This window comes from Hyphomicrobium sp. 2TAF46, assembly GCF_052114865.1.
GTDB lineage: Bacteria > Pseudomonadota > Alphaproteobacteria > Rhizobiales > Hyphomicrobiaceae > Hyphomicrobium_B.
Window position 1 is genome coordinate 307,080 of the sequence record NZ_JBFRFO010000002.1, and the last position, 25,923, is coordinate 333,002.

The window sequence follows — 25,923 nt, forward strand, 5'->3', positions numbered from 1 at the left end:
ACGCATCCCGCAAAACAGTTGCGCCCTAGCCACCCACAATAGCGAAGACAACCCCGCCCGAACTCACATATGTAACGAATGATCTCTTTTTTCGCGCCTCATCAATGTTCAAAACCAAATGAAAAAAATCGTCTACAAAATTGTCACGGCGGCCGATTGGTCTGATGCCATGGCGAAAGGTCAGTATGATGGTTCGGCCGATGACAAGCGAGACGGATTCATCCATCTCTCTGAACAACATCAGGTGCGCGGGACATTAGAAAAACATTTCAAAGGGAAGAGCGATCTCGTTGTTATCGCGTTCGAGGTATCGAAGCTAGGCGCAGATTTAAAATGGGAACAATCCCGTGGAGGTGAACTTTTTCCTCACCTCTACGCGCCCTTGAGTGTTTCTGTGGCTTTATGGAAGCGGCCGTTACCAAAGAATAGCGACGGCGTTCATTTTCTCGACGAGGACTTGTTCACGTGTTGAAGGGTTTCTACCGGCTGTCACGGCCTGCGCTTTTCGCACTTTCTCCCGAGGAAGCACACGAACTCACCGTGCGGGCACTCGAATTGGGGCTATATCCGCGATCATTCGGAACCGGCGATCGCGTACTCTCCCAAACGGTATTCGGTCTTGAGTTCCCAAATCCCGTCGGCATTGCGGCTGGTTATGACAAGGACGCGCGCGTGCCCGATGCCGTTCTCGGCATGGGCTGCGGCTTCGCCGAGATCGGCACCATCACGCCGCAACCGCAAAGTGGCAATCCGAAGCCGCGCGTCTTCCGGCTGGTCGAGGACAACGCGCTGATCAATCGGCTTGGCTTCAACAACGGCGGTCACGCCGCCGCCCTGGCGCGTCTCGAAGCCCGGAAAAATCGCGGCGGCATCGTCGGCGTCAATATCGGCGCCAACAAGGACAGCGTCGACCGTGGCGAAGACTACGTGCTCGGCTTGCTGCGCTTCAATTCAGTCGCAAGCTACTTCACCGTCAATATCTCGTCCCCAAACACGCCAGGGCTGCGAGATCTGCAAGCCCCGGCGGCACTCGAAGTTCTCCTCGCGCGCATCATGGCGGCACGAACCCGGCTGATCGACGACGGCGCCCAGAAGCGTCCGATCGTCGTCAAGATTTCCCCCGACATCGCCGCTGACGACATCGCGCCCATCGTTGAGAAGCTCGTCGCTTATGATGTCGATGCCATAGCCGTATCGAACACGACCTTATCGCGCGAGGGATTGAAGTCGCCTGCGGCGCATGAAGCCGGCGGCCTTTCCGGCCGTCCCGCCTTCCAGCGCTCGACAGCCACGCTCGCCCGCATTTTCAAGCTGACCGAAGGCCGAATCCCGCTCATCGGCATCGGCGGCATCGACAGCGGTCCGCGCGCACTCGAAAAAATCGAAGCGGGCGCCACATTATTGCAGCTGTACACCGGTCTTGTTTACGAAGGCCCCGCGCTGATCGACGTGATCAAATCGCACCTCGCCAAGACGCTGCACGACGGCGGACAGACGAGCCTCTCTGCGATCCGGGGCCGCCGCGCCGACGACTGGGCGAAACAGCCGCTGTAACGGCGACTTTTTTTCGAGGTTTCCCCGGCCGCAGCCGGTATAACGTCCAGGTTGTCCATAAAAGCGATAGGATCGACCTGAGCCAATTTTGCCCAAGCCCAAATTAAACGTGCCGCGCAAACCGACCAAGAACCCGGAAACGACGACGCGGCAATCCGTAAAGGCTGGCGCACGCAAGACGCCGCGCAATGCGGCTCTCATCGCAACGACGACCGCGAAGAAAGCGCGTCGCGCGCGCTCCACGCCCGAGAGCGAGCCGCTTCCCCCAGAGATCGCGGCCTGGTTCACGCGGCGCGGATGGAAGCCGCGGCCCCATCAGCTCGCGCTTCTCGATGCTGCCCGCGAACGGCGCTCGACACTGCTCATCGCCCCCACGGGCGCCGGCAAAACGCTCGCGGGCTTTCTGCCGAGCCTGATATCGATCCACAACGGCCAAAAGAAAAAGATCGGCGCCGGGCTCTTCACGCTTTACGTCTCGCCGCTGAAGGCGCTCGCCGCCGACGTCGAACGAAACCTGACCCACCCCATCGAGGAAATGGGCTTGAAGGTTCGCACTGAAACGCGTACCGGCGACACGTCCCTGGCGCGGCGGCAACGGCAGCGCGTGAAGCCGCCGCACATCATGCTGACGACGCCGGAGCAGGTCGCGCTTCTCCTCAGCCACCCCGATGCGCCCTACCTCTTCGCCGATCTCGATACGATCATTCTCGACGAGTTGCACGCGCTGGCCGCATCGAAGCGCGGCGATCTCCTCGCGCTCGATCTCGCCCGCCTCCGCAAGCTGGCGCCGGACGTCATGACGATTGGCCTCTCCGCCACGGTCGCGCGCCCCAGCGAGCTCCGCGGCTACCTCGTTCCGCAAACCGATCCGGAAACCGAAACGCGCCTCGCCGATATCGTCACCGTCAAAGGTGGCGCCAAGCCGGTGATCGAAATCCTCGAAGCGGAAAACGAAATTCCGTGGACCGGCCACACCGCCCGCTATGCGATGCGCGAAGTCCTGGAAGCGATCGGCAGGCACAAGCTGTCGCTCGTTTTCGTCAACACGCGCATGCAGGCCGAATTCGCATTTCAGGAACTCTGGCGGCTCAACGAAAACAATTTGCCGATCGCCCTGCATCACGGATCGCTCGAAGCGGCACAACGCAAAAAAGTCGAAGCCGCGATGGCCGCGGGGAAGCTGCGTGCCGTCGTCGCGACCTCGACGCTCGATCTCGGCATCGACTGGGGCGATGTCGATCTCGTCATCCATCTCGGCGCCCCGAAAGGCGCGAGCCGCCTGTTGCAGCGCATAGGCCGCTCCAATCACCGGCTCGACGAGCCGTCTCAGGCAATCCTGGTGCCGGGAAATCGCTTCGAGGTCCTCGAATGCCGCGCCGCCCAGCAGGCCGCCGAAGCCGGCGACCAGGACGCCACGCTCTCGCGTACCGGCGCGCTCGACGTGCTGGCACAGCACGTTCTCGGAATGGCGTGCCAGGCGCCGTTCGCTCCGGACGCGCTGTTCGACGAAGTTCGTTCGGCACTTCCCTATGCAGGCCTGACGCGCACCCAATTCGACCGCACCGTCGATTTCGTCTCGACCGGCGGCTACGCGCTCAAATCCTATGAGCGCTTCGCAAAATTGCGGCCGGCCGAAAACGGCAAGCTGCGCGTCGCCAATCCACGCATCGTCCAGCAATACCGGCTGAACATCGGCACTATCGTGGACGCGCCCCACCTCAAGGTGCGGCTCGTCTCATCGCGCGGCGGCAAGAAAAACATCGCCCGCATGGGCGGCCGCGTTCTCGGCGAAGTCGAGGAATATTTCGCCGAGCAGCTGACGCCCGGCGACACGTTCGTCTTCGCGGGCCAGGTCCTTCGCTTCGAAGGTATCCGCGATACGGAAGTCTTCGTCTCGCGCGCAGCGGCGGAAGATCCGATGGTGCCAAGTTACGACGGCGGCAAGTTTCCGCTGTCCACGCATTTGGCAGGACGCGTACGCGCCATGCTCGCCGATCCAAGCGTCTGGTCTGCGCTGCCCAATCCCGTCGCCAATTGGCTCGAGCTGCAGACCGAACGCTCCGTCGTCCCCGCACCCGATGAAATCCTCATCGAAACGTTTCCGCGCGGCAACCGCCACTTCCTCGTCGCCTATCCGTTCGAAGGACGCCTCGCCCACCAGACGCTCGGCATGCTGCTGACGCGCCGCCTCGATCGGATCGGCGCCAATCCCGTCGGCTTCGTCGCCAACGACTATGCGTTGGCCGTCTGGGCGCGCGGCGACATCTCGAACCTCATCTCGGAAGGCAGACTTTCGCTCGCGAAGCTCTTCGACGAGGACATGCTGGGCGACGATCTCGACGCCTGGCTCGCCGAAAGCGCCCTGATGAAGCGCACGTTCCGCCTGGCGGCCGTCATCGCCGGATTGATCGAGCGCCGCCATCCAGGCAAAGTGAAATCCGGCCGCCAGGTGACCATTTCGACCGATCTCATCTACGACGTCCTGCGCCGCCACGATCCGAGCCATCTTCTGCTCGAAGCCGCATGGGCCGACGCGGCCACGGGCCTGCTCGATATCAAGCGTCTCGGCACGTTTCTGGCTCGCATTAAAGAGCGAATCAGACATCAAACTCTCGATCACGTATCTCCGCTGGCCGTCCCGGTGCTGCTGGAGATCGGAGTTGAGCTGGTGTACGGCCAAGACCGCGACGCAATTTTGCGCGATGCCGCAGACGAACTGATCCGCGAAGCAACGGGGGACGTGCGGACATGAACATGCTGAAGCCGGAACGCATAGGGCTCGACGATTTCGCCGATCAGCCCGTGCACGTCTGCGGCAAGGCCTTCGTCGCCCACAAATCCGGCGCGCTTTTCTGGCCCGCTGAGCAGGCGCTGATCGTTTCCGACCTTCATCTCGAGAAGGGCTCGTCATACGCCGCTTACGGACAAATGCTGCCGCCCTACGACACGCGCGAGACGCTGCAAAAGCTCGCGGCGTTGATCGACAGATACGACCCCGAAACGGTCATCTGCCTCGGTGACAGCCTGCATGATCAGGGCGGCGCCGCACGCATGGACGTAGGCGACGTCGAAAGTCTCCGCATGCTGCAGGAAGATCGCGACTGGATCTGGATCACCGGCAATCACGATCCGAAAATCGATCGCATGCTGGCAGGCTACGTGATGCCTGAGATCGTCGTCGGCGGCATCGCGTTGCGCCACGAGCCGCGGCCCGGAGCCCACACGCACGAGATTGCCGGACATTTCCATCCGGCCGCCCGCCTGGTGTTCCACGGAACGTCGCTGCGCCGTCCGTGCTTCGTCGGCAATCGCCTTCGCCTCGTGATGCCCGCCTTTGGCGCATTCACGGGCGGCTTGAACATTCTCAACGCCGTGTTCGAGCCGCTGTTCGGCGACGACGGGCTCGACGTTTGGATGCTCGGCCACGAAGGCCTTTATCCTGTCGCGCCGCGCCTCCTCCGCGATGACTGAACTCAGACAGGCTTTCTGAAAGCGAAGGCGGCTGCCAATCCTGCCGCGACCGCCAGCAGAACCGTGGTCAGGCCATAAGCCAGAGGCTGCGAGATCGCGAAATTATGGATGAAGCGTTCGATGCCTTCGCGGTTGAGGCTGACGCGGCTCTCGTATTGCCCGAGGATCTTGCCTTCCTTGAAAAGATAAACCTTGGCGGTCAGGGGCCCCACGGGAACGTTGGGCGGCAACGCGATCGTTGACCGGAAGAGGCTCCGCCCGATGAACGTCACGCCGAAGTCTCTCTTCACGTAAACCCGCTGCTGCTCCTTCAGCCGGATGAGCGCCTGACGGAAATTTTCGGTAGCGTCAGCATCGCCCTCGCCCGAAGGAGCCATGCGGATGTGATCGAAGCCGATCTGGTGCGTATCGAGAAAGGCCTTATCGGCAATCTCGTCAATGGGACGCGTCGAGGCGATGGCGTAGTAGCTCGGAACCACGGCGAACTGCATCGACGTTGTATTGATCCAGATGCCCGCCACGCGCGATTTCTTCCGCACCACCGCCGGGGCCGGCTGACCTTCGACGACGACGATGATGTCGTAGGTTCCAGCTTCGGGGCTGGGCTGCACGCTGTTCTCGACGGTGCCGAAAACGAGAATCTCGGTTCCCGTGAAGCTCGACGTGATCGCGACCTGGCGCGTCGAGGCGTCGGCTTCGACGTTCTCTTTCGGCCGGTCGGGAGAGTCGGCAAGCACGCTGCCCGTCATCGCGAACATCAGAACGATCATCGCGCATAGGAGCCTAAGCATCACGATGCTCCCGGCATCGATGCGAGCGAAAAGAGATCGCTCGGCTTGATCGCCAAATCGACGGCCATGCGTGCGGCGACGAGCAGGATCAGCGCCCCGAGCAGCACGCGCAAATGCTCACCGCGAATTTTCTCCCCGGCCATCGTTCCGAATTGCGCGCCAAAGACGCCGCCGAGGATAAGGATTGTCGCGAGAACGATGTCGACCGATTTGTTCTCGACTGCATGCAGCACCGTCGCCGTTGCGGAAACGAACACGATTTGGAAAAGCGACGTGCCGATGACGAGCACGGTCGGCACGCGCAACAGGTAGATCATCGCCGGGATCATGACGAAGCCGCCGCCGATGCCCATGATCGCGGAAATGAAGCCGACGAACATGCCGATGACCACGGGCGGCACGGCGCTGATGTAAAGTTTCGATCGCGGGAACCGCATCTTGAATGGCAAGTGCTCCATCCAGCCGTGCTGACCGGGCTTACGGACTGAAGCGCTCCCCGCCGTGCGCGTTTTCCGCGAAGAGTTGATGCCTTCGATCAGGATGATCGTGCCCACCACGCCGAGGAAAATCACGTAGGTCAGCGAAACGGTAAGCTCGAACAGCCCGCGCACCGTCAACATCTTCACGAAAGCGACGCCGACGTAGCTTCCGGCGATGCCGCCCGCCAACATGACGGACGCCAGCTTGATATCGACGTTACCGCGCCGGTATTGCGACATCGCCCCGGAAACCGACGATGCGGCGACGTGAGACGTGCTCGTCGCCACCGCGACGCCGGGTGGAATTCCGAGGAACGTCAAGAGCGGTGCGAGCAGGAATCCGCCGCCGACGCCAAACAGACCGGAAAGGAAACCCACCGTCGCCCCGAGTGCCAGAAAGGCGATGACGGAAACCGACATCTCGGCAATCGGCAGATAAAGGGTCATCCGGCGGTCCTGAGCGGCAAACGGCGCAAAGCGGGAGGCGTCTTGGAAAGGCTGCGCTAAGGGACACCAATCGGCGCCATGCGGCAAGCGCCGGCTCCCTCGTGAACCTCACATCCTGTCAAAAAACGGCATCGATCCCGTTGCCCGAAGGCTGGTATCCTCCGCCACGCGTATCAGGCCCCGGAAAGAGCCCTCTAGCCGTTGACGCCGTTTTTCGGATTGTTTTTCCACATTTCGCCGGCAGTCCGTGCATCGTTCACGGCGTGCGCCGAAGGCATCGGCTTCCAGGCCGCGATCATCTTATTGGCAGCGGTCACCTCGTCAGCAGTCAATTTGCCGCGAAGGATGTCCCGGCGCCGGACGGCATCGGCGTCGCCGCCGCGAGCCGCGATCGAGAGCCACATGAAGGCGCGGCTCATGTCCCGCTTCACGCCGAGGCCGTTTTCATACAGCACCGCGAGATTGAACTGGCTGTCGGAGAGACCGCGCTGCGCGGCCGCTTCGAACCACTGCGCCGCCATCACGTAGTCCGGAGATTGATCGCTCTGATTGGCGCTGAGAACGGCGAGATTATGCATCGCCTTGATGTTGCCCTGCGCCGCCGCGCGCTGATACCAATTCGCCGCCTGCGCCCGGTCGGGCTTCAGCCCGAGCCCGCGCTCATAGAGCGTACCGAGCCGGTACTGGGATTGCGCGAAGCCCTGATCGGCGGAACGCTGATACCACTTCGCGGCATCCTGGAAGCTTTGCGCCGTGCCTTTGCCTTCCGCGAGACGCGCGCCCACTTCGAACTCCGCCGACGGATCGCCATTCGCCGCCGCAAGACGCAGCGACAACGGACCGACTGTCGCGGGCGGAATATCGAGAGGCGCCGGCTTCGACGCGCTTGTCAAAACCGAACCCGTCGTCAAACCGGATTTCGCGCCTTCGGTTTCCGCTTCACTCGGCACCATCGATGCAGGAACGGCCGCGCCTTCGCTCGACCTTGCCGCCGCATTGCCGAGCTCGCCGGACATCGTGGCCATCGCCTGACGCCGCTTCGCCTGTTCAAGCTCCGCCGCCGTAACCGGCTGATCGAGATCCACGGCAACGCCCAGCATTGGCAAGGTCGTGGTGCGCTGAGGCGCCTCCTCTGCCGCGGTCTTCTGAGCGTCGCTATGCGTGGGAGCGAGATCGCCGCGCGGCCCGCTGCCATCACGCGACGGATCGATCGCTTTGTCCGAATTTTGCGCCGGAGCCGAACCGTCTGGCGTTGACTTGGCGGCATCCGACGAGCCGCTTGAACCCGATCCAGCGCCATTCGCTTGCGGCGACGGCAGGGAAGTCTCTTGTCCGTTGGTCGATCCGACGTGCGGTTTGCCAAACCCGAACGTGTACCAGAGGCTTCCGAGCGCGACGAGCGCAACGGCGGCGATCACCATGAGCCGCGGCGACGGCCCAGACGGTCCGGACGTTTTCTTCGCGGGCGCCGCCGTCGGACGGATGGGGCGGCTTCCGGGAGGCGGCATAGCCATTGCGCCTTCGGCGGCCGACGAGGAGATCGAAACCGACGGCACAGCGGCGATGTCGTCTTGCTCGGAAAGTCGCTTCTTGGCGCGCCGGACCTCGGCAACGAAATCCTGCCGGCTCTTCTCGCCTTGGCGAGACGTTTCTTCAGGCGATCCGGTAGACACGCGTGGGTGCGAGGAAACAGAAACCGGCGCGATCAAAGGCCTTGAAGATGCGAGTTCGACAAAGGCGGAGTCGAACGATCCGCTGGTCTCCTCCCCGACCGATCCCGCAATGCCCGTAGCGTCACGGCTGAACATACCGGCGTGATAGGCGCCGCTCTCTGCCGCCGGAGGCGTTGCCGCCGCCTGCTGGCTAAATTCGATCGAATCCACACGATCCAGAAGACGGATCATGGCTTGCTGCATCGTGTCGAGCAGTGCCGCGGTGTGCTCTTCTCCCTCGCGGTTCTGGGACATCATCCGCTCGATCAGCGGACGCAGCTCGTCCGCCGCGGAATGCCGATCTTCGGCGCGAAGATCCGCCAAACGCTGCGCCGTCTGCTCCGCCGCCGCGCGGGCGATGGCGTCGTAATCGAGAGCGCGCGTCACGGGCTGCGCGCCGATGATTCCGTCGACCGGCACGCCCTGCACCTCGGCGAGCGTGTGCGAAATACTCGCGAGTTGCGTCTCGATGATGTTCAGCCGTTCGAGCTGGTCCTGTGTCTGCACGAGATGATTGACCACCTCGGCGACATGCGCCTCGATCAGATGAACGGCAGCAAGATCGTCATGCGTGGCAACGCCCTCGAACAGCTTCGCGAACTGTCGCTCGAATTGATCGAGGCGCTGACTGATCTGTGAAATGCCGTTGTCGGGCCGCATCGCCGCCAGTGATTGCTCGATGCCCTGCGCGATTTCGGCGAACTTTTTGTCGAGCCACGCCTCATCAATGCCGGAACCGGCTTCCGAATGCGCCGTTGCGCGCACCACCGTGCCGGCCGCAGAGCGCGCCTTCGGCGCGAAATTCGTTTCATCCGACTCGTATAGCCCCCGCAGAGCATCGGCAGCCGCGCGATCCCAGGGGTCCGACGCATCGTCGTCTGTGTCGCCGATCACGTCGAACGTGTCGACATCCGGTGTGCGCTTGGAATACTCGTCGTGCGCATCGTTATGAGCGGAGCGAAGCGCCATCGGCATTGTCGACTTGTAGGGATCGTTGGTGGAAGGCGTGCGCCCCGTGGAAGCGAAGCCTTTCGCGTCTGCCGGATCCGCCAACCGGTGCGCCAGTTCGGCCATCGCCGTCTCGATCCGTCCGAACGCCGGTGCGAACTCTTCCGGCACGCGAGTGCGCAGCGCATCGGCTTCGCGCCCCATGCCGTCGATGCGTTCCTGCATTTCGGCGAGCGCGGCCGTATGGCGACGGTCCGCATCCGCGAGCTGAGCGGCAATCACGTCGAGCATAGCTCTGAGTTCAGAGCGGTTTTCGCCCCCGCTGCCTGCGCCCTCGCTTTCCGGATAATCAGCGCTCAGTTCCGAATTCGACATTTTCCCCTCGAGGCAACGCAATGCTGACGGTCCGGGAGAACGCAATGTCAGCGGGATGGGACAATCGCAGGCGTCCTACCGCGCGGGGCAAATGCGAACATACGGACGCGGCACAAGTCATGGCTCGCTGAAACAATCGGAGCATCCCAGTAAACGCTGGGTTAAGGTCCGTGCTAAAATGATAAAATTTTTATATTACAATGCCTTATTGTGCCGTTCGCTCCGCGCATTGAACGTCTCGAGCAGAATACATTTGGCCTCTCGCGAACAATGATTCGGCGACTGCGAGCACAACGCCTGTCTTGTGATGCACCTACAGCGAAACCATTTCGGTGCTTAGCCAATGCGGAGGACTTGAAACATGACCCTAAGAACGAAGCGGGCAGCCGTTCTCGGATTGCTGATCTTGCCGGCGCTCGCAATCCTTGCGGCAGCGCAGCCTGCACCGGATGGGAATGCGAGACCGGACTGGGACCCGAACGCGAGGGGACGCTATTCGATGTTGCCCATCGATGGCGGCGTCATGCGCCTCGATAGAGAAACCGGCGGAGTCGCGATATGCGCGCGCGTCGACAACGAACTGGCTTGTAGGGCCATCGAAGACAGAACGAACGTCCCGCAGGCCGATGAACTTGCGGCGCTGAGGGCCGAAAACAGGCAATTGAAGCAGCGCATCAGAGAAATGACGGCGGCCATCGAATCCGGCGATTTGAAGCCGTCGACGCCGGACGGCTCCGGTCCGCGCGGTCAGACGCCGGGCGAACCGAATGCAGGACCTCCCGGCGAAAACTTACAATTGCCGACCGACGCGGAGATGGATCAGGCGCTCGATTACCTGTCGCGCGTCTATAAAAAGATCCGCGACCACGTTCGAGACCTCGACAAGGATTCGTCTCCACCGGGCCAACCGCCGCTCTTGCGGCAGCCGCCCAGTGCACAACCGCCTGCCGCACAGCCACCAGCGGCACAGTCGCCCGCGCCCGCCACTCCGCCCCCGAAGCTCAGCCCCTAAAACTTGGGGCCAAGCGAGAGAAGGCCGCGCTGTTCGACATGCTTAAGCTGAGCGTCCCGGCAGGAACTTCCGCGTTGCGCGAACGAGTTCGTGGACGATGCCGGGCTCCGTCATCGCATGCCCGGCGTCGGCAACGATGCGCAGATCCGAAGCCGGCCACGCTTTGTTGAGAAGCACGGCATTTTTCACGGGCGTCACCACATCGTAGCGCCCGTGCACGATAACGCCCGGAATGTCCTGCAGCCGCTCTGCCGCGAGCAGCAACTCGCCGTCGCGACGGAAGAAGCCGGCATTGACGAAATAGTGGCTCTCGATGCGTGCAAACGCCAGGGCATAGTGATCCGCGCCGAAGCGCGCGACGCGTTCGGGCTCGGGAATGAGCGAAAGCGTCGTGCCTTCCCAGATGCTCCAGGCTCGGGCTGCAGCATAGCGCACACTGAGATCCGGGGACGTCAGGCGGCGGTGATAGGCTCCAATCATATCGCTGCGCTCGTCCGGCGGAATGAGCCGCTGAAATTCAGCGAACGCTTCAGGATAAATCCAGCTGCATCCCTCTTGATAGAACCAGCGGAGTTCCGCCTGCGTCAGCAGGAAGATGCCGCGGAGGATCATCGCGGAGACGCGTTCGGGATGCGTCTCCGCATAGGCAAGCGCGAGCGTCGACCCCCAGGATCCGCCGAACAGCTGGAAGCGCTCGATGCCAAGTTCGATGCGGATGCGTTCGATATCGGCGACAAGATCTGGCGTCGTGTTGTTGTCGAGCGACGCGTTCGGCGTCGAGCGGCCACAACCGCGCTGATCGAAGAGCACGATGCGATATCGCGCGGGGTCGTGAAAACGCCGCATGGTCGGATTGCTGCCGCCGCCCGGACCGCCGTGCAGGATAATGACGGGCTGACCGTCGGGATTGCCGCATTCTTCGACGTGCAGCGTATGGCCTCCGCCAACCGAAAGCCGATGCTCGCGATAAGGCGATAGAGGCGGATAGAGATCCAATCGGTCACGAACTGTCATGAAGGCTCTTCAGCTGGCCGGATGCGCGAGCCATCCTAGACGATGGCGTCCGGCGGTGGGCACAATTATGTGCGAGCATGCTTCCTGAGCTGCAATCGCTGCATCTCGCGATCGTAAATAATTTCTCCGCCCGGAACCCGCATATCACGCACGATCGAAAGCGCGTGACGGTTGGCTTCGGGCCGCATCATGCTCGTCATCAGCGCGAGTCCCAGCGAAACCGGAAGACCGAGGATGCCGGCGATAGGGCTCGGCGTCGAGAGCGTGCCCATCTCGCTCATGAGTATGGCCAGGGCTGCCGCGACGAACCCGGATAGAACGCCCGCGATGGCGCCGCCGACGGTCAGCCTCTTCCACCAGATCGAGAGCAGCATCACCGGAAACAGGCTCGCACCTGTGATCGAGAGCGCCCAGAGCACGAGCCGCAACGGATCGGTCGGAGCCGCAATTGAAAGCGACGCGCCGCAAACGGCAACGACGGCGATGAATCCCCTCACCACCCACACGCGGTTTGAAGGCGACGACGGTTCCCACGACATGCCCTGCACGACATCCTCGCCGAGCACCGTCGCCAGCGAAACGGTGGTGGCGCTCGCCGTGACCAGAGCCGCCGCAAGCGCTCCGGCGAGCAGAAGGTAGAAGAACGCCGACGGCAGACCGACCGCGACCGGAAGCGTGAAGAGCACGCCATCCCGGTCGAACTTCAAGCCGTCAAAGCCGAGCTTCGTGGCGCTCTGATCGAACGCGACGAAATGGTCGGCGGCCGCTTGAAACAGCCACTGCGGCAAGGGACCGAGCCTCTCCTCCCTCACGACATCGAGCGTGAAATCGCGCATGAAAACGGCGACTGACGAGATCGTCAGCAGCGCGAGCCCCGAGAACACCGTCGCCCATCCGAGAGATTTCCGCGCTTCATAAACGCCCGGCGACGCGGCCACTCGCGGCAAAAGCCAGGGCGCCGTGCTGATGCCCGTCGCGATCGCAAACGTCCCGATAATGAAAGCCAGAGGGCCGATCGCGCCGAAAGGCTGGGTGTAGGGCTTCGTCAGCGCCGAGAAGCCTTCGGGCGGCAACTGAAAGGCCAATGGCCAGACGCGCACCAGCTGCAAGCCCTCGTTCACTTCATTGCGCACCAGCCCGCGCACCATCGGCCCGTTCGCGAGCTGCGGAATCGGCAGGCTCGTGACGATGACGCTGACCGTCGTCGCCACGGCAAGCAAGGCGAGGAAAAGTGCAATCGATTGCGCCACGCCCGCCCACGTGAAGGAGCGCTTTCCGCCGGCGCCGGTGGAAATCGCGATGGTGAGCGCGAGCAGGCAGATGAGGCCGTTGGCACTGCCGCCGGTCAGCCGCTGGGCGACGCTGCCGCCCATGCGAAGTTCGGCCGAAAGCACCAGAAGCATCGGAACGGCCGCAACGGCCGCGGTCACAATCCTAAGCGACCGGCTCTCGAACCGCCGCCCGAGATAGCTTGGAACCGTGAAGGCGCCAAACTTTCGATAGAAGGGCGCAAGCGCAATTGCCATGAAGACGAAGCCGGTGAGCGTGCCGATCAGCAGCACGAGCGCATCGAACCCGGCAAAGAAGAACGCTCCGGTCCCGGCGACGATCAACGTCCCGCCGAGCGCCGAAGCCGCGAGCAGCAGCCCCGTATAGGCGGCGGGCACGCGGCGCCCAGCCGCAAAAAAGCAGAGCGTCTCGTTCGTCCCAACCGAAAGCCCGATCGCGCCATAGATGAGAATAGGCCCGGCGAAGATCGCCAATCTCAGTAGATGTTCATCGAGGCTGAGCTGCTCGAAAATCAAGACGAGCAGGAAGAGCGCCGTGTAGAGCGCCGCAAAGATGCTGAAATACGTGCCGAGGCGGGGATTGATCATCCTCGCACGCGCGCCGAACGCCATAGTCCGCCTCACATGTCTTCATGGGCGCCATGCCAGTGATCGATGGCATTTTGGCGATTGACGTAGCTTGCAACCGTGATCAGCGCGACCACGAAGAACCCGTGGGCGGCGAGAAAGTACCCCAGCGGAAAGCCAAGAAACCTGCTGGCATTCAACTGTTCGGCATAAAGTGGCAAAATGATAACGAGGGCGATGAACGGGATGATGCTCGCCAGGACTTGCCATTTGGTATGGCGCCAATAGGGCTTGCGTTCCTTGCGTTCGATCATCCGGCTTGATCCCCCTCGCCGCCCGTCGGACCCCCCAAGACCGGTCCTCGGCTTACCGCACTATGCTCAGCCGCGGCGGCCCTTGTCCAACGATCCAATACCCAAAACGGCGTGGCGCGACGTTGTCCTACCGGGTGCCATCCTTTAAGTTCTGTACGAGTCGTTGCAACACTGCACCACTTTCCGCGACGGCCGCTTCAATTGTTCGCCTCGTCATGACGACAACTAAACTCCTGAATTAGCGTCGCGTGAGATCGGTCCGAAATATCATCTGAGAAGGACATCGCAATGGGCATAGTCAACGAGTTCAAAGAATTTGCGATGCGGGGCAATGTTATCGACCTCGCCGTCGGCGTCATCATCGGTGCCGCATTCGCGCCGATCGTTGCTACGCTCGTCGACAACATCATCATGCCGCCGATCGGCTATATTCTGGCTGGCGTCGACTTCTCGAGCCTCGCCGTCAAAATCCCAACACCAACCGAGCCGGTTCTGATCAAGTACGGCATATTCCTGAATGCAGTTATCAAATTCCTCATTACGGCGTTCGCAATCTTCCTCCTCATCAAGTTGATCTCGTTCATCCAGAAGCCGAAAGCTGCTGCGCCTCCGGGCCCGACCCAGACCGAGATCTATCTCAAGGAAATTCGCGACCTTCTCGAAAAACGGACGACCGCGACCTGACCCGGCACGCATGCACGTTCAGCGAGCGCCAAGCAAATGCGCGCTCGCTGTTTCCTCGCCCGTGGCGCGGGCTCTCTACTGCTTGATGTTGTATTGCACCTGTTCGCCGACCCAGCCGCTCACGCTCAAACTGATCGGCGAGCCCTTGCGCTGATCGACCGCCGACCGCGTCGCTTCCAGATCGTTGATCCGCTGCTCCACATCGGTGGAAGGCTTGGCGGCACTGATGCCCGCCGCCTTATCGATATCCTGATTGATCTTCGCGGCGAGCGCCGGATCATGTGGCGGGGTTAAAGACCCCAAATCGTCGGCGCGAGCCGCCGCACCGAGCGAGAAAGACGCGACAGCAACTGCGACGCAGAGATTTGCTGTAATGATCTTCATCATCTCACCCCCATCATCCCAAAAGCTTCTAACACGCTTCTGAAACGCGGATTCTAAAAATTTCCGCCGTGGCCGCTTCGGAAAGCTGAACTGCGTTTAGGCTCAACGGTAGCCTTTCCGCCCGAGGAGGGTATTTCCCGACCCGCATCACACCATCGAGGCAAGCCGCGCAAACACCTCATGCGATAATTTGAGCTCGGCTGCGGCCAAATTCTCACTGAGATGCGCGACCGACGACGTACCGGGGATAAGGAGAATGTGTGGCCCGCGCCGCAACAGCCACGCCAGCGCCGTCTGCATCGGCGTTGCGCCGAGTTCCGCCGCGATCTCCGACAACGCCGACGACTGCAAGGGCGTAAAGCCGCCGAGCGGGAAGAACGGCACATAGGCGATGCCGAGGTTTTCCAGTTCGTCAATCAGCGCGTCATCGTCACGATGCGCAATGTTGTAGAGATTCTGGACGCAACCGATATCGGCAAAAGTCCGCGCCTGCTTGAGCTGGTTCGACGTCACGTTGCTGAGACCAATCTGCCGGACCAGTCCTTTGCGTTGCAGCTCGGCCAACGCCATCATCTGGGGCTCGAGCGAACTCTCGACCGGCCCGTGAATGCCGCCAACGCGGAGGTTCACGACCTCGAGCTGATCGACCTTGAGGTTGCGGAGGTTGTCATGTACCGCGCGCGTGATGTCGGCCGGCGAGAGAGCCGGAATCCAGGAGGCGTCCTCACCCCGCACTGCCCCGACCTTCGTCACGATCACGAGGTTATCCGGATACGGATGCAGTGCCTCGGCAATGATCTGGTTGGTGACGTGCGGGCCGTAAAAGTCGCTGGTGTCGATGTGATTGACGCCCCGCGCGACGGCTTCCCTCAGCACGGCAAGTGCGGCGTTCCGATCCTTCGGCGGTCCGAACACGCCCGGTCCCGCGAGTTGCATGGCACCGTAACCCATGCGGTTCACGGTCCGGTCGCCTAGCGAGTAGGTGCCGGCGGCAGTGATATCAGTCATGGCTAGGTCTCCGAGAAAGGACAGCCGCAAAGCGGTTTGCGGGCATCGCCCGAAAATCCGGCATCATCAGCATCACCAATATAAAACCGTCGACGACGCCGAAAAGACGACACCTCTATACGGACAATTTCGAACCGCTTGCTGGATCGTCGAGAAAGTGTCAAAACCCCCGCTTCAGGGCCGCGGGCGTAGTTCAATGGTAGAACGGCAGCTTCCCAAGCTGCATACGAGGGTTCGATTCCCTTCGCCCGCTCCAGTATTTTGAAAATCTCCGAAACCCCGCAATCGAGAAGGATGGCGTTCAGGCGCCGGCTCGATGGGCGTCTAAATCGATAATGTTATCGCCCGGCGGATTGATGGGTGAGAAGTTCGACACCTTGTTGCTGTCGCAGACATAGAGCCACTTCGCATCGAAGAGTTCGCCGTCACGAATATAGCCAAGAATGGCTCCGTGCTTGGGACGCCAAAAAAGCGTCGGCGGCAATTCCGTACCCAGCTTCACCCAATCGGGCTCGACGTACTCTCCGACAGGCTTCCAATGGATCATCATGTCCTCGGCTTCTTCCACAGCGAACGCAACCGGCCCTGATTCCCCGGCAGAGTCCATCTTTAGATAGGCTTATAGGTCGCCTTTGCCAGGCTGTCCTCGCTACACTCCGGCCCGCAAAAGTTGCACCGCGCAATCTGCCGCATAAATCGCGAAGCCGACTCAAGCCTATTGCAATGCATTCCGGCCGTTTCCCGTTCCAGAGATGACCGGAATGACAACAACCGAGGCAAGAATAGCCACGATTGGCGGTGAACTTTGCAGGCCCTGGTGATAATTCGGGGACTTGGAACGAGCTTACACATTGTGGACACATAGCGTGACCAAAGCGTTTGCCACAAAACGTCAATAGGCGTTGCACTTCTGAACCAGAGGATAGCCTCCCATGAAATTGAATTTGAAGCACACGTTGATCGCCGCCGCCTTTGCGGCAATACCGTTCTCGGCGCACGCGGCTGACGCGGACAATGGAGTCGAGCTCGCATTTCTGCCAAGCGCGAGGGACGTAACGTTGCTCAACGAAGGCGGCAAGTTCGTCACCGTCGATATGAAGAAACTCGCGAAGGGCGATAAGTGCCATCTGGAAAAGGACGCAGTCATCATGAAGGTCGGCCCCGGCGCCGAACCGGCGACGACGCGTGTACGCTACGGCGCACCGAATCTCAGCCATGGCGGATGTCCGTTCATGACCGAGTTCGAAATTCCGGATGCCGACTACACGGCTGCTCGCACCGCATTCACGGCGAAGAAGGATGAAGCGTCGAAGAAGATCGACGATCTCAAGAAGCAGCTCGGCGACAAGTGGAATGAGCTGACACAGCAGAAGAAATAGAATGCCGAAAGCGAAAGGCCTCAGCTATTTGGCCTTTCGCTTTTTCCTCAGCGGTTCGTTCCTGAGGAGCGAGATCAGATAGATGCCGAGCGCCATCGGCACGCCGATCGCCAAGATCATTTTTAAATCTTCAAGCATCGCACGCTCTCCTTGGACGATCCCGGATCAACTGAGTAGCACACGCGCGAGTCGACCTCCCAAGTACATCGCGTTGCAAATTTGATCCCATCTCCCTTTTAGCTCACCTGATGCCCAAAATCATCAGCCGAGAGATCTTGCTGGTGAGCAGCGGCATCACAAAAGAAAAGGCCGGGAAGACGATATCCTCCCGGCCTCGAAATTCCGTCTTATCGTTGTTCAGCAGCCACGTAGCGCCATGCACCTATCATAAATGCGGCTGCCGACTTGCCACTGATCGGCGCAACTCAGCTGCACGGCATCGCAACTGTTGACGTAGTTGGGCCAACCTCCGGGACCGCCTGGGCGGTCAGGCCAGCCGAAATGCTGCGTGCGTTGAAACATCGATTGAACAGGTGGCACCTTTGTAAAACTGGGCTCCGCAACGGCGGAAGTCGCAACCACGCCGGCGCCACATGCAATCAACCCGAACACTATTTTCTTCATTGTGCGTCTCCTTGCTTGAAAGCACGAAGATTGCTTGGAAGCAGGACGACTCTAACGACGTTTCGACCACAGAATGAAATTCCGAACTTCGCGCTGAACATAGGGTTCACAAGCGAACTCCTTTGAGCCGCGATTCATGACGCACTGCACGCGTCAGCGAAGTTGCACTTCGATTGCGAAGAGCGGCATCAAGCCCTTCGGAGAAGCTCAGTTACGTCAACAAACATTCAGTCCCGGTGCGTTTGCACAAGCGCGGGCAAAATTCTGCGCGGAAAGCGGCGCACCGCGCAAAAAAGAAGCCGGGAGGCTGAAACCTCCCGGCCGCGAAGAATGAAGCCTAGTTCAAGTCAGCAGCCGTGGCGCCACAGGCAGCGGCGGAACCCAGGACCGCCCCAACCCCAGCGTTCCGCGCAGAGATGCCGCACGCCATAGCAGCCCCGATATCCATAGCCATAGCCGTAACCGTAGCCCCAACCCGGTCCACGCCAGCGATGCCCCCAGCCGCGATGCCAGCGATGATAGTAGTAGGCTTTCTGAACCATCGATTGAGCAGCAGGAGCTGACGGGAACACCGGTTCAGCCGATGCCGCGGTCGTGAACAGAATGGTGCTGAGTGCAAAAAATCCAAGCGCAATTTTTCTCATTGGATGTCTCCATTGATTTAGACGCAAGAGCCATCTTTAACGAGAAAATTCGCGCAATTTGTGCGCTTACGAGAATGTATTCAAATGCATGGGAAGCTGAACATCCGTTCACGGATCGGCCGCAATCGGCAACCGCCAGAGTCGGGAAATATTACCCGCCGCAGGAAATTTCCCCGGCGAAGGATCGCCGGTTACGGATGGGGTTGCATCGCCGAAGGTTGAGCAGCCGCAGCAGGAGCGCTGGCTGCCTGAGGCGCCACTCTCGGATTCATCTGTCCATAATAATAGGCGCTCGCGCACATCGCGAACGCGATAAGCAGCACGACCACCAGCACGTTGAGCGTATTGTCGGTTCGCCTGACGGCTTCATCGAAGCTGCGGCCTTCACTCCAGAGCGCCATGTCGTCTCTCCTCGGTTAAGGCGTGTTCGGCTTCGGAGCGTCGGATGCAACAAGCGCTGCAGGCGATGTCGAAACAATCCCTGCGTCGTCGGTCAGGATACGCCCGTACATCAGAACCGAAACGAGCACGATGCCGAGAAGGAACGCAACGCATACACCGACCAGAGTGACGCGCCGCGCTTCCTGCCGCGCAAGAGCTTCGTCGGCATCGTCGATGAAATCGTGCTGTTGATCGAACGCCATGGCGTGATCCTCCAAGCCACTTTTCTAGGAGAACGGCGCGCGACGAACGTGGTTCCGGGAAATCTGCGTATTGATCCGCACAAAGAAAAAGAGAGCGGCCATGTAAGCCGCTCTCTTCTTTGAGCTTATCGCTCAATGACAGAACCATTTGGGGACGGCGCGGTTCTGCCGGCGCCGATCAAACCTCTGGGGTAGAGGTTGCCATGTAGATCCATGGGCAACAACTACTCAGCACAAACGCTGCTGTCGGCATCCCTTAAGCAATCTGATTTGGGTGCTGATGGTCAAGCCTGACGTAACCAAGGCGCCAACCGGGACAAACGATTGAGCCGCGCCGGACACACCCCAGGTACCTATCGCTGCACCGTGACGCGGGGAGGGAACTACCCGTCATCGACTGCGTTGTCAGCTCCGGAGCGCGGCATCAGCCCGCTCTTTTAGGGTGCCGGCTCGGTGCGGACGGGCCGGCATTCCATTGGTCTGGAGTCGACGTCTGGAATTGACATGCAGACCACGTGCTACACTTCTGATGAACTGAAAAAACTCGCGCACATCATAAGCGAGATTCTTGCGGAAACGCGCAGCCGCTTTCCGGAGCTTTCGACCGATGATGTCGTGCAACGTGTCTGCGCCATCGCCGATCAAGGCGAGCGCGACATAGCGAAATTCCGCCAAGCCCTGGTGATGGACGCGGCCTGAGTGGGCCGGGGGGGCCATAGCGGCTTCAGTCTGCGATCCCGCAACCAGCCCGCATGGCTCACGCCCTTTGCAGCATGCCTTCGATGTTTTGCATATACCATGCATAGGTCTCCGCGAGACCCTGCTTCAGACGCTTGCGTGGCTTCCAGCCCCTTGCCGAAAGACGCGAAACGTCGAGACGCTTGCGCGGCGTCCCGTCGGGCTTCGAAGGATCTGCGACGATCTTCCCTTCGAATCCGACCACTCGACAGATCAGCTTCATCAGGTCCAGGATCGTGATGTCTTCGCCCGAGCCGATATTGACGTGTTGCGCGCCGGAATATGTCGTCAGCAGATGCACGATTGCGTCCGAAGCATCGTCGACATGCAGGAACTCGCGGCGGGGCGTACCGCTGCCCCATATCGAAACCGTTGCAGCGCCGCTGATCTTGGCCTCGTGCGCCTTGCGCAGAAGCGCCGGAATGACGTGAGAGGTGTCGAGATGAAAATTGTCGCCCGGGCCGTAGAGGTTGGTCAGCATCACCGCAATGAAATCGGCGCCGTATTGCGAACGGTAAGCTTCGCATAGCTTCAACCCGGCTATTTTCGCGACGGCATAGCAGTCGTTGGTGGGCTCGAGAGGACCGCTGAGCAACGCATCCTCGCGTATCGGCTGCGGTGCGAACTTCGGATAGATGCAAGAAGACCCGAGAAATACGAGCTTCTCCACGCCCGCGCGAAATGCGGCGTGGATGACATTCATCTCGATGGCGAGATTCTCGTAAAGAAATTCCGCCGGGAAAGTGCTGTTCGCCTGAATGCCGCCGACCTTGGCGGCGGCGACGATAACGGCGTCGGGCCGCGCTTCGAACATGAAACTGCGAACGGCCGCCTGATCGAGGAGATCAAGACGCTCGCGCCCGACGGTCAGCAGATCGCAACGCTCGCGTTGCAGGCGGCGCAACAGGGCGCCACCCACCATCCCGCGATGACCGGCAACGAACACGCGTTTTCCCGAGAGATCGTAAATCATCTGGTATCACGCTTGGCTTAGGCCGACCGGTCCAATCGCCAATACTCTCTATCGACGAGACGCAAATCGGCATCGACCATCTCGGCGACCAGTTCGGCGAATGACGTCTTGTGCCGCCAACCGAGCTTGGCGAAGGCCTTCGAAGGATCGCCAAGCAAAAGATCGACCTCCGCCGGACGAAAGTATTCCGGATCGACGCGCACGAGCACTCTGCCGCTCTTCGCGTCGCGCCCAACCTCGTCGGCACCTGCGCCCTCCCAGCGCAGAAGACGGCCCGCCCTTTGAAAGGCGAGTTCGACAAATTCGCGCACGGAATGCGTCTCGCCCGTCGCGAGAACATAATCGCCCGGCTCTTCCTGCTGCAGCATGCGCCACATGCCGTCGACATAATCGCGGGCGTGACCCCAATCGCGCTTCGCATCGAGATTGCCGAGATAAAGCGTGCGCTGCACGCCTTTCTCGATCGCCGCCACGCCGCGCGTAATCTTGCGCGTGACGAAGGTTTCGCCCCGGACCGGACTTTCATGATTGAAGAGAATGCCGTTCGAGGCGTGCAGCCCGTAGGCCTCGCGGTAGTTGACCGTAATCCAATAGGCATAGAGCTTGGCGACGCCGTAAGGAGATCGCGGATAGAACTGCGTCGTCTCCGATTGCGGCGTCTCGCGGACACTGCCGTAAAGTTCCGACGTCGAGGCCTGATAGAAGCGGGTCGATCCCGCGAGGCCTAGAATGCGGATCGCCTCGAGCAAGCGCAGCGTTCCGAGCGCATCGGCATTGCCTGTGTATTCCGGCGTTTCGAAGCTGACGCCGACGTGACTTTGCGCGGCGAGATTGTAGATTTCATCAGGCCGAATTTCCTGAACGAGACGGATGACGTTCGTCGTATCCGTCAAATCCCCGTAGTGGAGATGAAAGCGCGTTACCCGCTCCCGCGGATCGGAATAGAGATCGTCGATGCGCTCCGTATTGAAGGACGAGGACCGCCGCTTTACCCCGTGAACCTCATAGCCCTGCTGCAAAAGGAGACGCGCGAGGTATGATCCGTCTTGCCCGGCCACGCCGGTGATAAGTGCCGTCCGTCTTCGCTCTGCCATATGCCCCCTCGCCCATCCCACGACCTGAGATAGTACTCAAATCCTACATACTCGCAATAGATGCAATAACAAAAGTGATTCCACCTTAGATTGCCTGCGCGTTCTGGTGGATAACGAAGCTTTGGGGGACGTGGGACTGCGCAGAGCACCCGTGCGCGGCTGCAGAGGAGCCGCCAATCTTCAGGGAGAGCGACTCTCCCAGGGCCGAACTAATCGGCAGTGCCGCTCATCGAAGGCGAGGCCGGATTTTCGGGATCGACGCGCTGGCTGAGCGGCACGTTTCGACCGCCATCCGTCGACTCGTATTCCTGCGGCGCGGTCGGTCTTTCGACCTTTTCACCGATGTCGTCGCTTCCGCTCCATCCGTTGCCGTAGCCCCACGGCATAGCGGTCGAATAGCGCTCGTCGTAAGCCCGCTGCGCTTGCGCGAGCACGGGCGACGCCATCGAGAGCGCTCCAATTCCGGCAGATAGTAAAAGGATCTTTATCATTTCGGTCCTCCTCGACCTAATTCGCGGAAAACCGGAACTGATTGTCACCGTTCCGTCACAAACATGCCCGGAGGGAGACCGCGCGGAACCCTCGGCCGGTTGCCGCGTTGCCGCTGGAACGTCTGATCAGGAGCCAGACATGACAGTCGAGAGTCTCGCAGTCAGCAATAATGAGCCTGCCGAGCTATTCGATGCGCGAACCCGCATTGCGCGTCTCGAAGCCAAAGTGCAGCAGGCTGATTATCTTCTCGCTGAAGCCTTGGAACAGGCCGTTGACTATGAGGATATGATCCGAAAACTGCAGATGGCCCAACAAACGTTGAAGGAGGCCATGAGCCAGGAAAGCGACCTTCTGCGCGCCTAGACCGGCCCCGCATGCACGATGCGATATTGGTACGGCAAGTCCGCACAGTAATGAAGGCCCGCCTGCTCCGCCGCCTCAAACGACTCGAAGGCGCCCTGGATCACTTCGTTGCCGCCACCGAAGCACCCCTCGTCGTCGCCACGACAGGATTCACACCAGACGACCACGCGAAATTTTTCCATCATCCACCCCGTGAAACGCTTCGCACGAGCAATTGATCTCCACGCCGTGCAAGGCCTTTTTCTGATTTGCCTTCTGAATTTTGGATGAATGCATCCGTGAGTTTCATGTGCGGCAGATCACGGATTGCGAATGGAGAAGCCGCTTGGGACCCACGGTGCGGAACCCCATTCGATCGGACGCGTTGAAAGCCGCGCTTACGAAGGTTTCACGGCCCACCCGGCCGCGCATGAGCCATTCGTTTTTTGCAAGCGGTGTGAACAAGTGCCGCATCCGCCGTGTCAATTCAGCCGCACGGGCTTGAATGTAGATGAACAGACGTTTATCTCGCCGGACTCGTTTCCAGGAACGCAGCCACCTTTGAGTTCAAGAATGCCGAAGCAGGCAACGAAAATCCGGTTCGATGAGATCGAGACAGCCGCATCGGACGGCTACTATGTCTTTCTCACACTCTTGTGCGCCGTCGCCGCAACCACGTGCGCGATCCTCGTGAGTGTCGGTATCGAAATGCTCAGCTGAGATATCGATCCAGCTGAGCATTTGTTGCGGCAGGGCGTTATCCTAAGACTTTCGAACGGCGATGCTGGCGGGATAATTGCGCCCTCGCCTCAATGAAGTACTTTTATGGTGCCACGAGCGTCACGGGCTCGCGGTCAATTTCAAAGGTAGCGCGCTGGTTCGAAGAATGGCTCGTGTATCGAGAAAAAATAAGATTCTGGCAGCGATCGCGGGCCGCGTGGTCGTCGGGCTGATCAACACCGTCAAAAAGACGTCTCGACCGATCTACCAGCCTGTCACGTTCCTTGACGATCTTCGCGCTCAGGTTCCCTTCATCTTCGCCATGTGGCACGGCCAGTTCATGATGCTGGCCGACGTCAACACCCGCGAATACAAAGTCGCCGCGATGGTCTCTCGGCACGGCGACGGTGAGATCGTCGCGCATTTTCTGCGCCCCTTCGGTATCTCGGCAATTCGTGGTGCAGGAGCAGGTCACCGCAAACGGGACCGCGGCGGCGCGTATGCTCTTCGCGCGGCTGTGCGTGCCCTCGAGGAAGGGACCATCGTCGCCATGACGGCGGACGTGCCACCCTCCCGGCCGCGTCACGCCGGTGAAGGCATCGTCATGCTGGCGCGCCTCTCCGGCCGCCCGATCATCCCGATCGCCGCCGCGACCTCGAGATTTTTCGTACTGAATTCCTGGAGCAGAATGACGATCAATCTGCCGTTCTCTGATCTTGCGCTCGTCGCTGGAGATCCGATTTTCGTCGCTGCGGACGCCGATGACGCCGAACTCGAAAACAAGCGGCGCGAAGTCGAGAATGCACTGAATGCCGTGACGAGCCGGGCCTACGAAATCGCGCAGGCAACCGAGCCGACGCTCGACACTTCGACGTCGCAAGAGACGAGCACCCGAAACACCTGAGAAGCCGTCACGTCACTCGGCGGCGACGGTTAGATGCACGTCCTGCTCGTGACTGCGCAGCTTTTCCTCTTCCGCACTCATATAGCCGCGCAGGCGCGGCACGGCGTCGACGGTCTTTGCGAGCTGCATCTGGAAGACCATGAGGCCACCGTAGCGGAACCCGGCTTCCGCTGCCGCAAGATAGAATTCCCACATTCGGCAGAAACGCTCGTCGAGCACGGCGGCCGCTTCCTCGCGCCGAGCCAGAAACCGGCTGCGCCACGCTGAAAGCGTATCCGCATAATGAAGCCGTAGGATCTCGACATCCGTAACGATGAGCCCCACCCTCTCGACTGCGGGAAGCACCTCGGCGAGCGAGGGAACGTAGCTGCCGGGAAAGATATATTTCGCGAACCAGGGATTCATCGCGCATCGCCCGTCCATGCGGCCGATGGAATGGATCAGCGCAACGCCGTCGTCCTTGAGATTTCGCCGGACGACTTCGAAGTAGGTGTCGTAATCCTTGAGGCCGACATGCTCGAACATTCCGACGGAGACAATCCGGTCAAAGCTATCGCTGAGCGCACGATAGTCTTCGAGACGGAATTCGACATGCGAGCTGAGGCCGCGCTCGCTTGCCCGGCGTTGCGCAACTTTGAGCTGCTCGGGCGATAGCGTCAGCCCGGTCACGTGGGCGCCAGCGATATCGGCAAGGTAAAGCGCAAGCCCACCCCATCCGCTCCCGATGTCTAGAACTTTGGCCTCGGGCTTGATGAGGAGCTTCGCCGCGATATGCCTTTTCTTGGCGAGCTGGGCTGCGTCCAGGCTCTGCCCCGGAACCTCGAAGTAGGCACACGAATATTGACGGTCGGAATCGAGAAACAACGCATAGATGCGATCGTCTATATCGTAATGGTGATGGACGTTGGCGCGCGCCCGCCGCCGCGAGTTCCGCAAGTTCCACCGTCCGACAGTATTGCGCAAAATGCTGCGTACATGCCCGAACTGCGGCGGCGTGAGACTATGGAGATTCCGGCCCAAGAGTTCGAGCAGATCGTAAATTGACCCGCCGGAGATCTTCAACCGCCCGTCTGTAAAGAGTTCGCCAAGCGCCATTTGCGGATTGAAGAAAAGCTCTAGTCCGGCCCTGGAATCCATCAACTTGACGATCAGCGGCAACCCGCTTCCGTCACCGGCCGCGAGCCGCTCGCCTCCCGGAAGCTCAAGCGTTAAAGAGCCCGTTTGAACGCATCGATTGAGAAGGGATTGTAATGCGCGCTTCATCGGTGATGCACAGCTCAAGCCGAACAACCAAGCAAAACAAACCAGAAAGCCTTTTGG

The 25,923-nt window shown here is 60.6% G+C and carries 28 protein-coding genes and 1 tRNA gene; 12 read left to right on the forward strand and 17 right to left on the reverse strand.

What is annotated here, in order from left to right; translation table 11 throughout:
• Positions 1 to 118 precede the first annotated feature (118 nt).
• The 4 genes from AB4Z24_RS05340 (at position 119) to pdeM (ending at position 5,025) form a co-directional block, all read left to right on the forward strand.
• A complete protein-coding gene (locus AB4Z24_RS05340) occupies positions 119 to 472 on the forward strand; it encodes a DUF952 domain-containing protein (RefSeq protein WP_441706360.1) in 354 nt (117 codons plus the stop codon).
• Positions 466 to 1,554, forward strand: coding sequence for a quinone-dependent dihydroorotate dehydrogenase (locus AB4Z24_RS05345; RefSeq protein WP_441706361.1), 1,089 nt, complete (start codon positions 466 to 468; stop codon positions 1,552 to 1,554). Before AB4Z24_RS05340 ends, AB4Z24_RS05345 begins: the two co-directional genes overlap by 7 nt.
• Positions 1,555 to 1,753: 199 nt before the next feature.
• Positions 1,754 to 4,306, forward strand: a complete 2,553-nt coding sequence (locus tag AB4Z24_RS05350) for a ligase-associated DNA damage response DEXH box helicase (protein WP_441706814.1) — start codon at positions 1,754 to 1,756, stop codon at positions 4,304 to 4,306.
• Entirely contained in the window at positions 4,303 to 5,025 is a 723-nt protein-coding gene (pdeM, locus tag AB4Z24_RS05355; RefSeq protein WP_441706362.1) for a ligase-associated DNA damage response endonuclease PdeM, read from the forward strand. Before AB4Z24_RS05350 ends, pdeM begins: the two co-directional genes overlap by 4 nt.
• Before the next feature lie 2 nt (positions 5,026 to 5,027).
• Here pdeM and AB4Z24_RS05360 read toward each other — a convergent pair whose 3' ends face one another.
• From AB4Z24_RS05360 to AB4Z24_RS05370, 3 genes are all read right to left on the reverse strand, one after another.
• Positions 5,028 to 5,816 carry a TIGR02186 family protein gene (locus tag AB4Z24_RS05360; protein WP_441706363.1) on the reverse strand — a complete coding sequence of 263 codons (789 nt, stop codon included), beginning with the start codon at positions 5,814 to 5,816 and terminating at the stop codon, positions 5,028 to 5,030.
• Positions 5,816 to 6,742: a sulfite exporter TauE/SafE family protein gene (locus AB4Z24_RS05365; RefSeq protein ID WP_441706364.1), complete on the reverse strand. Its 927-nt coding sequence runs from the start codon at positions 6,740 to 6,742 to the stop codon at positions 5,816 to 5,818. The genes AB4Z24_RS05360 and AB4Z24_RS05365 overlap by 1 nt, the downstream gene beginning before the upstream one ends.
• Before the next feature lie 194 nt (positions 6,743 to 6,936).
• A complete protein-coding gene (locus AB4Z24_RS05370; RefSeq protein WP_441706365.1) occupies positions 6,937 to 9,777 on the reverse strand; it encodes a tetratricopeptide repeat protein in 2,841 nt (946 codons plus the stop codon).
• A 361-nt stretch (positions 9,778 to 10,138) separates the two neighbouring features.
• On the opposite strand from AB4Z24_RS05370, the gene AB4Z24_RS05375 reads away from it, so the two are divergent.
• Positions 10,139 to 10,789 (forward strand): hypothetical protein, encoded by a 651-nt coding sequence (locus AB4Z24_RS05375; protein WP_441706366.1) that lies wholly within the window; start codon positions 10,139 to 10,141, stop codon positions 10,787 to 10,789.
• A 42-nt stretch (positions 10,790 to 10,831) separates the two neighbouring features.
• Here AB4Z24_RS05375 and pip read toward each other — a convergent pair whose 3' ends face one another.
• The 3 genes from pip to AB4Z24_RS05390 all read right to left on the reverse strand — a co-directional run bounded on the left by pip (position 10,832) and on the right by AB4Z24_RS05390 (position 13,973).
• Positions 10,832 to 11,803: a prolyl aminopeptidase gene (gene pip, locus AB4Z24_RS05380; RefSeq protein ID WP_441706367.1), complete on the reverse strand. Its 972-nt coding sequence runs from the start codon at positions 11,801 to 11,803 to the stop codon at positions 10,832 to 10,834.
• 65 nt (positions 11,804 to 11,868) lie between these two features.
• On the reverse strand, positions 11,869 to 13,680 hold the full coding sequence (locus AB4Z24_RS05385) for a solute symporter family protein (RefSeq protein WP_441706368.1): 1,812 nt from the start codon (positions 13,678 to 13,680) through the stop codon (positions 11,869 to 11,871).
• A 32-nt stretch (positions 13,681 to 13,712) separates the two neighbouring features.
• Complete coding sequence (locus AB4Z24_RS05390; RefSeq protein WP_290991841.1) at positions 13,713 to 13,973, reverse strand: DUF4212 domain-containing protein; 261 nt, start codon at positions 13,971 to 13,973, stop codon at positions 13,713 to 13,715.
• 294 nt (positions 13,974 to 14,267) lie between these two features.
• Here AB4Z24_RS05390 and mscL point away from each other — a divergent pair, with 294 nt between their 5' ends.
• Positions 14,268 to 14,657: a large-conductance mechanosensitive channel protein MscL gene (mscL, locus tag AB4Z24_RS05395; protein WP_441706816.1), complete on the forward strand. Its 390-nt coding sequence runs from the start codon at positions 14,268 to 14,270 to the stop codon at positions 14,655 to 14,657.
• Positions 14,658 to 14,732: 75 nt separating this feature from the next.
• On the opposite strand, the gene AB4Z24_RS05400 is transcribed toward mscL, so the two are convergent.
• Together AB4Z24_RS05400 and AB4Z24_RS05405 are read right to left on the reverse strand one after the other, a co-directional pair.
• Positions 14,733 to 15,044, reverse strand: a complete 312-nt coding sequence (locus AB4Z24_RS05400) for a hypothetical protein (RefSeq protein ID WP_441706369.1) — start codon at positions 15,042 to 15,044, stop codon at positions 14,733 to 14,735.
• 144 nt (positions 15,045 to 15,188) lie between these two features.
• On the reverse strand, positions 15,189 to 16,049 hold the full coding sequence (locus AB4Z24_RS05405) for an aldo/keto reductase family oxidoreductase (protein ID WP_441706370.1): 861 nt from the start codon (positions 16,047 to 16,049) through the stop codon (positions 15,189 to 15,191).
• 182 nt (positions 16,050 to 16,231) lie between these two features.
• Between AB4Z24_RS05405 and AB4Z24_RS05410 the strand changes: the two genes are divergently transcribed.
• A tRNA-Gly gene (locus AB4Z24_RS05410) sits at positions 16,232 to 16,305 on the forward strand.
• Between the two features lie 45 nt (positions 16,306 to 16,350).
• On the opposite strand, the gene AB4Z24_RS05415 is transcribed toward AB4Z24_RS05410, so the two are convergent.
• Positions 16,351 to 16,599 carry a hypothetical protein gene (locus AB4Z24_RS05415; protein ID WP_441706371.1) on the reverse strand — a complete coding sequence of 83 codons (249 nt, stop codon included), beginning with the start codon at positions 16,597 to 16,599 and terminating at the stop codon, positions 16,351 to 16,353.
• Positions 16,600 to 16,981: 382 nt separating this feature from the next.
• Between AB4Z24_RS05415 and AB4Z24_RS05420 the strand changes: the two genes are divergently transcribed.
• Positions 16,982 to 17,428 carry a hypothetical protein gene (locus AB4Z24_RS05420; protein WP_441706372.1) on the forward strand — a complete coding sequence of 149 codons (447 nt, stop codon included), beginning with the start codon at positions 16,982 to 16,984 and terminating at the stop codon, positions 17,426 to 17,428.
• Between the two features lie 971 nt (positions 17,429 to 18,399).
• On the opposite strand, the gene AB4Z24_RS05425 is transcribed toward AB4Z24_RS05420, so the two are convergent.
• From AB4Z24_RS05425 to AB4Z24_RS05435, 3 genes are all read right to left on the reverse strand, one after another.
• On the reverse strand, positions 18,400 to 18,696 hold the full coding sequence (locus tag AB4Z24_RS05425) for a hypothetical protein (protein WP_441706373.1): 297 nt from the start codon (positions 18,694 to 18,696) through the stop codon (positions 18,400 to 18,402).
• A 191-nt stretch (positions 18,697 to 18,887) separates the two neighbouring features.
• Positions 18,888 to 19,097, reverse strand: coding sequence for a histone deacetylase (locus tag AB4Z24_RS05430; protein ID WP_441706374.1), 210 nt, complete (start codon positions 19,095 to 19,097; stop codon positions 18,888 to 18,890).
• Positions 19,098 to 19,112: 15 nt separating this feature from the next.
• Positions 19,113 to 19,340: a hypothetical protein gene (locus AB4Z24_RS05435; RefSeq protein ID WP_441706375.1), complete on the reverse strand. Its 228-nt coding sequence runs from the start codon at positions 19,338 to 19,340 to the stop codon at positions 19,113 to 19,115.
• Positions 19,341 to 19,844: 504 nt separating this feature from the next.
• Between AB4Z24_RS05435 and AB4Z24_RS05440 the strand changes: the two genes are divergently transcribed.
• Positions 19,845 to 20,039 (forward strand): hypothetical protein, encoded by a 195-nt coding sequence (locus tag AB4Z24_RS05440; RefSeq protein WP_441706376.1) that lies wholly within the window; start codon positions 19,845 to 19,847, stop codon positions 20,037 to 20,039.
• A gap of 58 nt (positions 20,040 to 20,097) precedes the next feature.
• Here the strand turns inward: AB4Z24_RS05440 and fcl are convergent, their stop codons facing one another.
• From fcl to AB4Z24_RS05455, 3 genes are all read right to left on the reverse strand, one after another.
• Complete coding sequence (gene fcl, locus AB4Z24_RS05445) at positions 20,098 to 21,051, reverse strand: GDP-L-fucose synthase (protein ID WP_441706377.1); 954 nt, start codon at positions 21,049 to 21,051, stop codon at positions 20,098 to 20,100.
• A gap of 17 nt (positions 21,052 to 21,068) precedes the next feature.
• A complete protein-coding gene (gene gmd, locus AB4Z24_RS05450; protein WP_441706378.1) occupies positions 21,069 to 22,145 on the reverse strand; it encodes a GDP-mannose 4,6-dehydratase in 1,077 nt (358 codons plus the stop codon).
• A gap of 209 nt (positions 22,146 to 22,354) precedes the next feature.
• Positions 22,355 to 22,636, reverse strand: coding sequence for a hypothetical protein (locus AB4Z24_RS05455; RefSeq protein ID WP_441706379.1), 282 nt, complete (start codon positions 22,634 to 22,636; stop codon positions 22,355 to 22,357).
• 139 nt (positions 22,637 to 22,775) lie between these two features.
• Between AB4Z24_RS05455 and AB4Z24_RS05460 the strand changes: the two genes are divergently transcribed.
• The gene (locus tag AB4Z24_RS05460) at positions 22,776 to 23,000 is read left to right on the forward strand and encodes a hypothetical protein (protein ID WP_441706380.1); all 225 of its coding nucleotides are present in this window, start codon (positions 22,776 to 22,778) and stop codon (positions 22,998 to 23,000) included.
• Here the strand turns inward: AB4Z24_RS05460 and AB4Z24_RS05465 are convergent.
• Complete coding sequence (locus AB4Z24_RS05465) at positions 22,997 to 23,182, reverse strand: hypothetical protein (RefSeq protein ID WP_441706381.1); 186 nt, start codon at positions 23,180 to 23,182, stop codon at positions 22,997 to 22,999. The two genes, AB4Z24_RS05460 and AB4Z24_RS05465, sit on opposite strands and share 4 nt — an antisense overlap.
• Positions 23,183 to 23,552: 370 nt before the next feature.
• Here AB4Z24_RS05465 and AB4Z24_RS05470 point away from each other — a divergent pair, with 370 nt between their 5' ends.
• The gene (locus AB4Z24_RS05470) at positions 23,553 to 23,699 is read left to right on the forward strand and encodes a hypothetical protein (protein WP_441706382.1); all 147 of its coding nucleotides are present in this window, start codon (positions 23,553 to 23,555) and stop codon (positions 23,697 to 23,699) included.
• A 166-nt stretch (positions 23,700 to 23,865) separates the two neighbouring features.
• Entirely contained in the window at positions 23,866 to 24,603 is a 738-nt protein-coding gene (locus AB4Z24_RS05475; protein ID WP_441706383.1) for a lysophospholipid acyltransferase family protein, read from the forward strand.
• Between the two features lie 12 nt (positions 24,604 to 24,615).
• On the opposite strand, the gene AB4Z24_RS05480 is transcribed toward AB4Z24_RS05475, so the two are convergent.
• Positions 24,616 to 25,866, reverse strand: a complete 1,251-nt coding sequence (locus tag AB4Z24_RS05480) for a class I SAM-dependent methyltransferase (protein WP_441706384.1) — start codon at positions 25,864 to 25,866, stop codon at positions 24,616 to 24,618.
• Positions 25,867 to 25,923 lie beyond the last annotated feature (57 nt).

What these genes read in the sequence shown, in the direction of transcription:
- pip (WP_441706367.1), bottom strand. Translation starts at nt 11,803, where the DNA reads ATGACAGTTCGTGACCGATTGGATCTCTATCCGCCTCTATCGCCTTAT.
- AB4Z24_RS05340 (WP_441706360.1), top strand. Translation starts at nt 119, where the DNA reads ATGAAAAAAATCGTCTACAAAATTGTCACGGCGGCCGATTGGTCTGAT.
- AB4Z24_RS05470 (WP_441706382.1), top strand. Translation starts at nt 23,553, where the DNA reads ATGCCGAAGCAGGCAACGAAAATCCGGTTCGATGAGATCGAGACAGCC.
- gmd (WP_441706378.1), bottom strand. Translation starts at nt 22,145, where the DNA reads ATGGCAGAGCGAAGACGGACGGCACTTATCACCGGCGTGGCCGGGCAA.
- AB4Z24_RS05480 (WP_441706384.1), bottom strand. Translation starts at nt 25,866, where the DNA reads ATGAAGCGCGCATTACAATCCCTTCTCAATCGATGCGTTCAAACGGGC.
- pdeM (WP_441706362.1), top strand. Translation starts at nt 4,303, where the DNA reads ATGAACATGCTGAAGCCGGAACGCATAGGGCTCGACGATTTCGCCGAT.
- AB4Z24_RS05440 (WP_441706376.1), top strand. Translation starts at nt 19,845, where the DNA reads ATGCAGACCACGTGCTACACTTCTGATGAACTGAAAAAACTCGCGCAC.
- AB4Z24_RS05465 (WP_441706381.1), bottom strand. Translation starts at nt 23,182, where the DNA reads ATGGAAAAATTTCGCGTGGTCGTCTGGTGTGAATCCTGTCGTGGCGAC.
- AB4Z24_RS05460 (WP_441706380.1), top strand. Translation starts at nt 22,776, where the DNA reads ATGACAGTCGAGAGTCTCGCAGTCAGCAATAATGAGCCTGCCGAGCTA.
- AB4Z24_RS05420 (WP_441706372.1), top strand. Translation starts at nt 16,982, where the DNA reads ATGAAATTGAATTTGAAGCACACGTTGATCGCCGCCGCCTTTGCGGCA.
- AB4Z24_RS05370 (WP_441706365.1), bottom strand. Translation starts at nt 9,777, where the DNA reads ATGTCGAATTCGGAACTGAGCGCTGATTATCCGGAAAGCGAGGGCGCA.
- AB4Z24_RS05400 (WP_441706369.1), bottom strand. Translation starts at nt 15,044, where the DNA reads ATGATGAAGATCATTACAGCAAATCTCTGCGTCGCAGTTGCTGTCGCG.
- AB4Z24_RS05455 (WP_441706379.1), bottom strand. Translation starts at nt 22,636, where the DNA reads ATGATAAAGATCCTTTTACTATCTGCCGGAATTGGAGCGCTCTCGATG.
- AB4Z24_RS05405 (WP_441706370.1), bottom strand. Translation starts at nt 16,049, where the DNA reads ATGACTGATATCACTGCCGCCGGCACCTACTCGCTAGGCGACCGGACC.
- AB4Z24_RS05415 (WP_441706371.1), bottom strand. Translation starts at nt 16,599, where the DNA reads ATGATGATCCATTGGAAGCCTGTCGGAGAGTACGTCGAGCCCGATTGG.
- AB4Z24_RS05375 (WP_441706366.1), top strand. Translation starts at nt 10,139, where the DNA reads ATGACCCTAAGAACGAAGCGGGCAGCCGTTCTCGGATTGCTGATCTTG.
- AB4Z24_RS05425 (WP_441706373.1), bottom strand. Translation starts at nt 18,696, where the DNA reads ATGAGAAAAATTGCGCTTGGATTTTTTGCACTCAGCACCATTCTGTTC.
- AB4Z24_RS05390 (WP_290991841.1), bottom strand. Translation starts at nt 13,973, where the DNA reads ATGATCGAACGCAAGGAACGCAAGCCCTATTGGCGCCATACCAAATGG.
- AB4Z24_RS05475 (WP_441706383.1), top strand. Translation starts at nt 23,866, where the DNA reads ATGGCTCGTGTATCGAGAAAAAATAAGATTCTGGCAGCGATCGCGGGC.
- AB4Z24_RS05360 (WP_441706363.1), bottom strand. Translation starts at nt 5,816, where the DNA reads ATGCTTAGGCTCCTATGCGCGATGATCGTTCTGATGTTCGCGATGACG.
- fcl (WP_441706377.1), bottom strand. Translation starts at nt 21,051, where the DNA reads ATGATTTACGATCTCTCGGGAAAACGCGTGTTCGTTGCCGGTCATCGC.
- AB4Z24_RS05430 (WP_441706374.1), bottom strand. Translation starts at nt 19,097, where the DNA reads ATGGCGCTCTGGAGTGAAGGCCGCAGCTTCGATGAAGCCGTCAGGCGA.
- AB4Z24_RS05385 (WP_441706368.1), bottom strand. Translation starts at nt 13,680, where the DNA reads ATGATCAATCCCCGCCTCGGCACGTATTTCAGCATCTTTGCGGCGCTC.
- AB4Z24_RS05365 (WP_441706364.1), bottom strand. Translation starts at nt 6,742, where the DNA reads ATGACCCTTTATCTGCCGATTGCCGAGATGTCGGTTTCCGTCATCGCC.
- AB4Z24_RS05435 (WP_441706375.1), bottom strand. Translation starts at nt 19,340, where the DNA reads ATGGCGTTCGATCAACAGCACGATTTCATCGACGATGCCGACGAAGCT.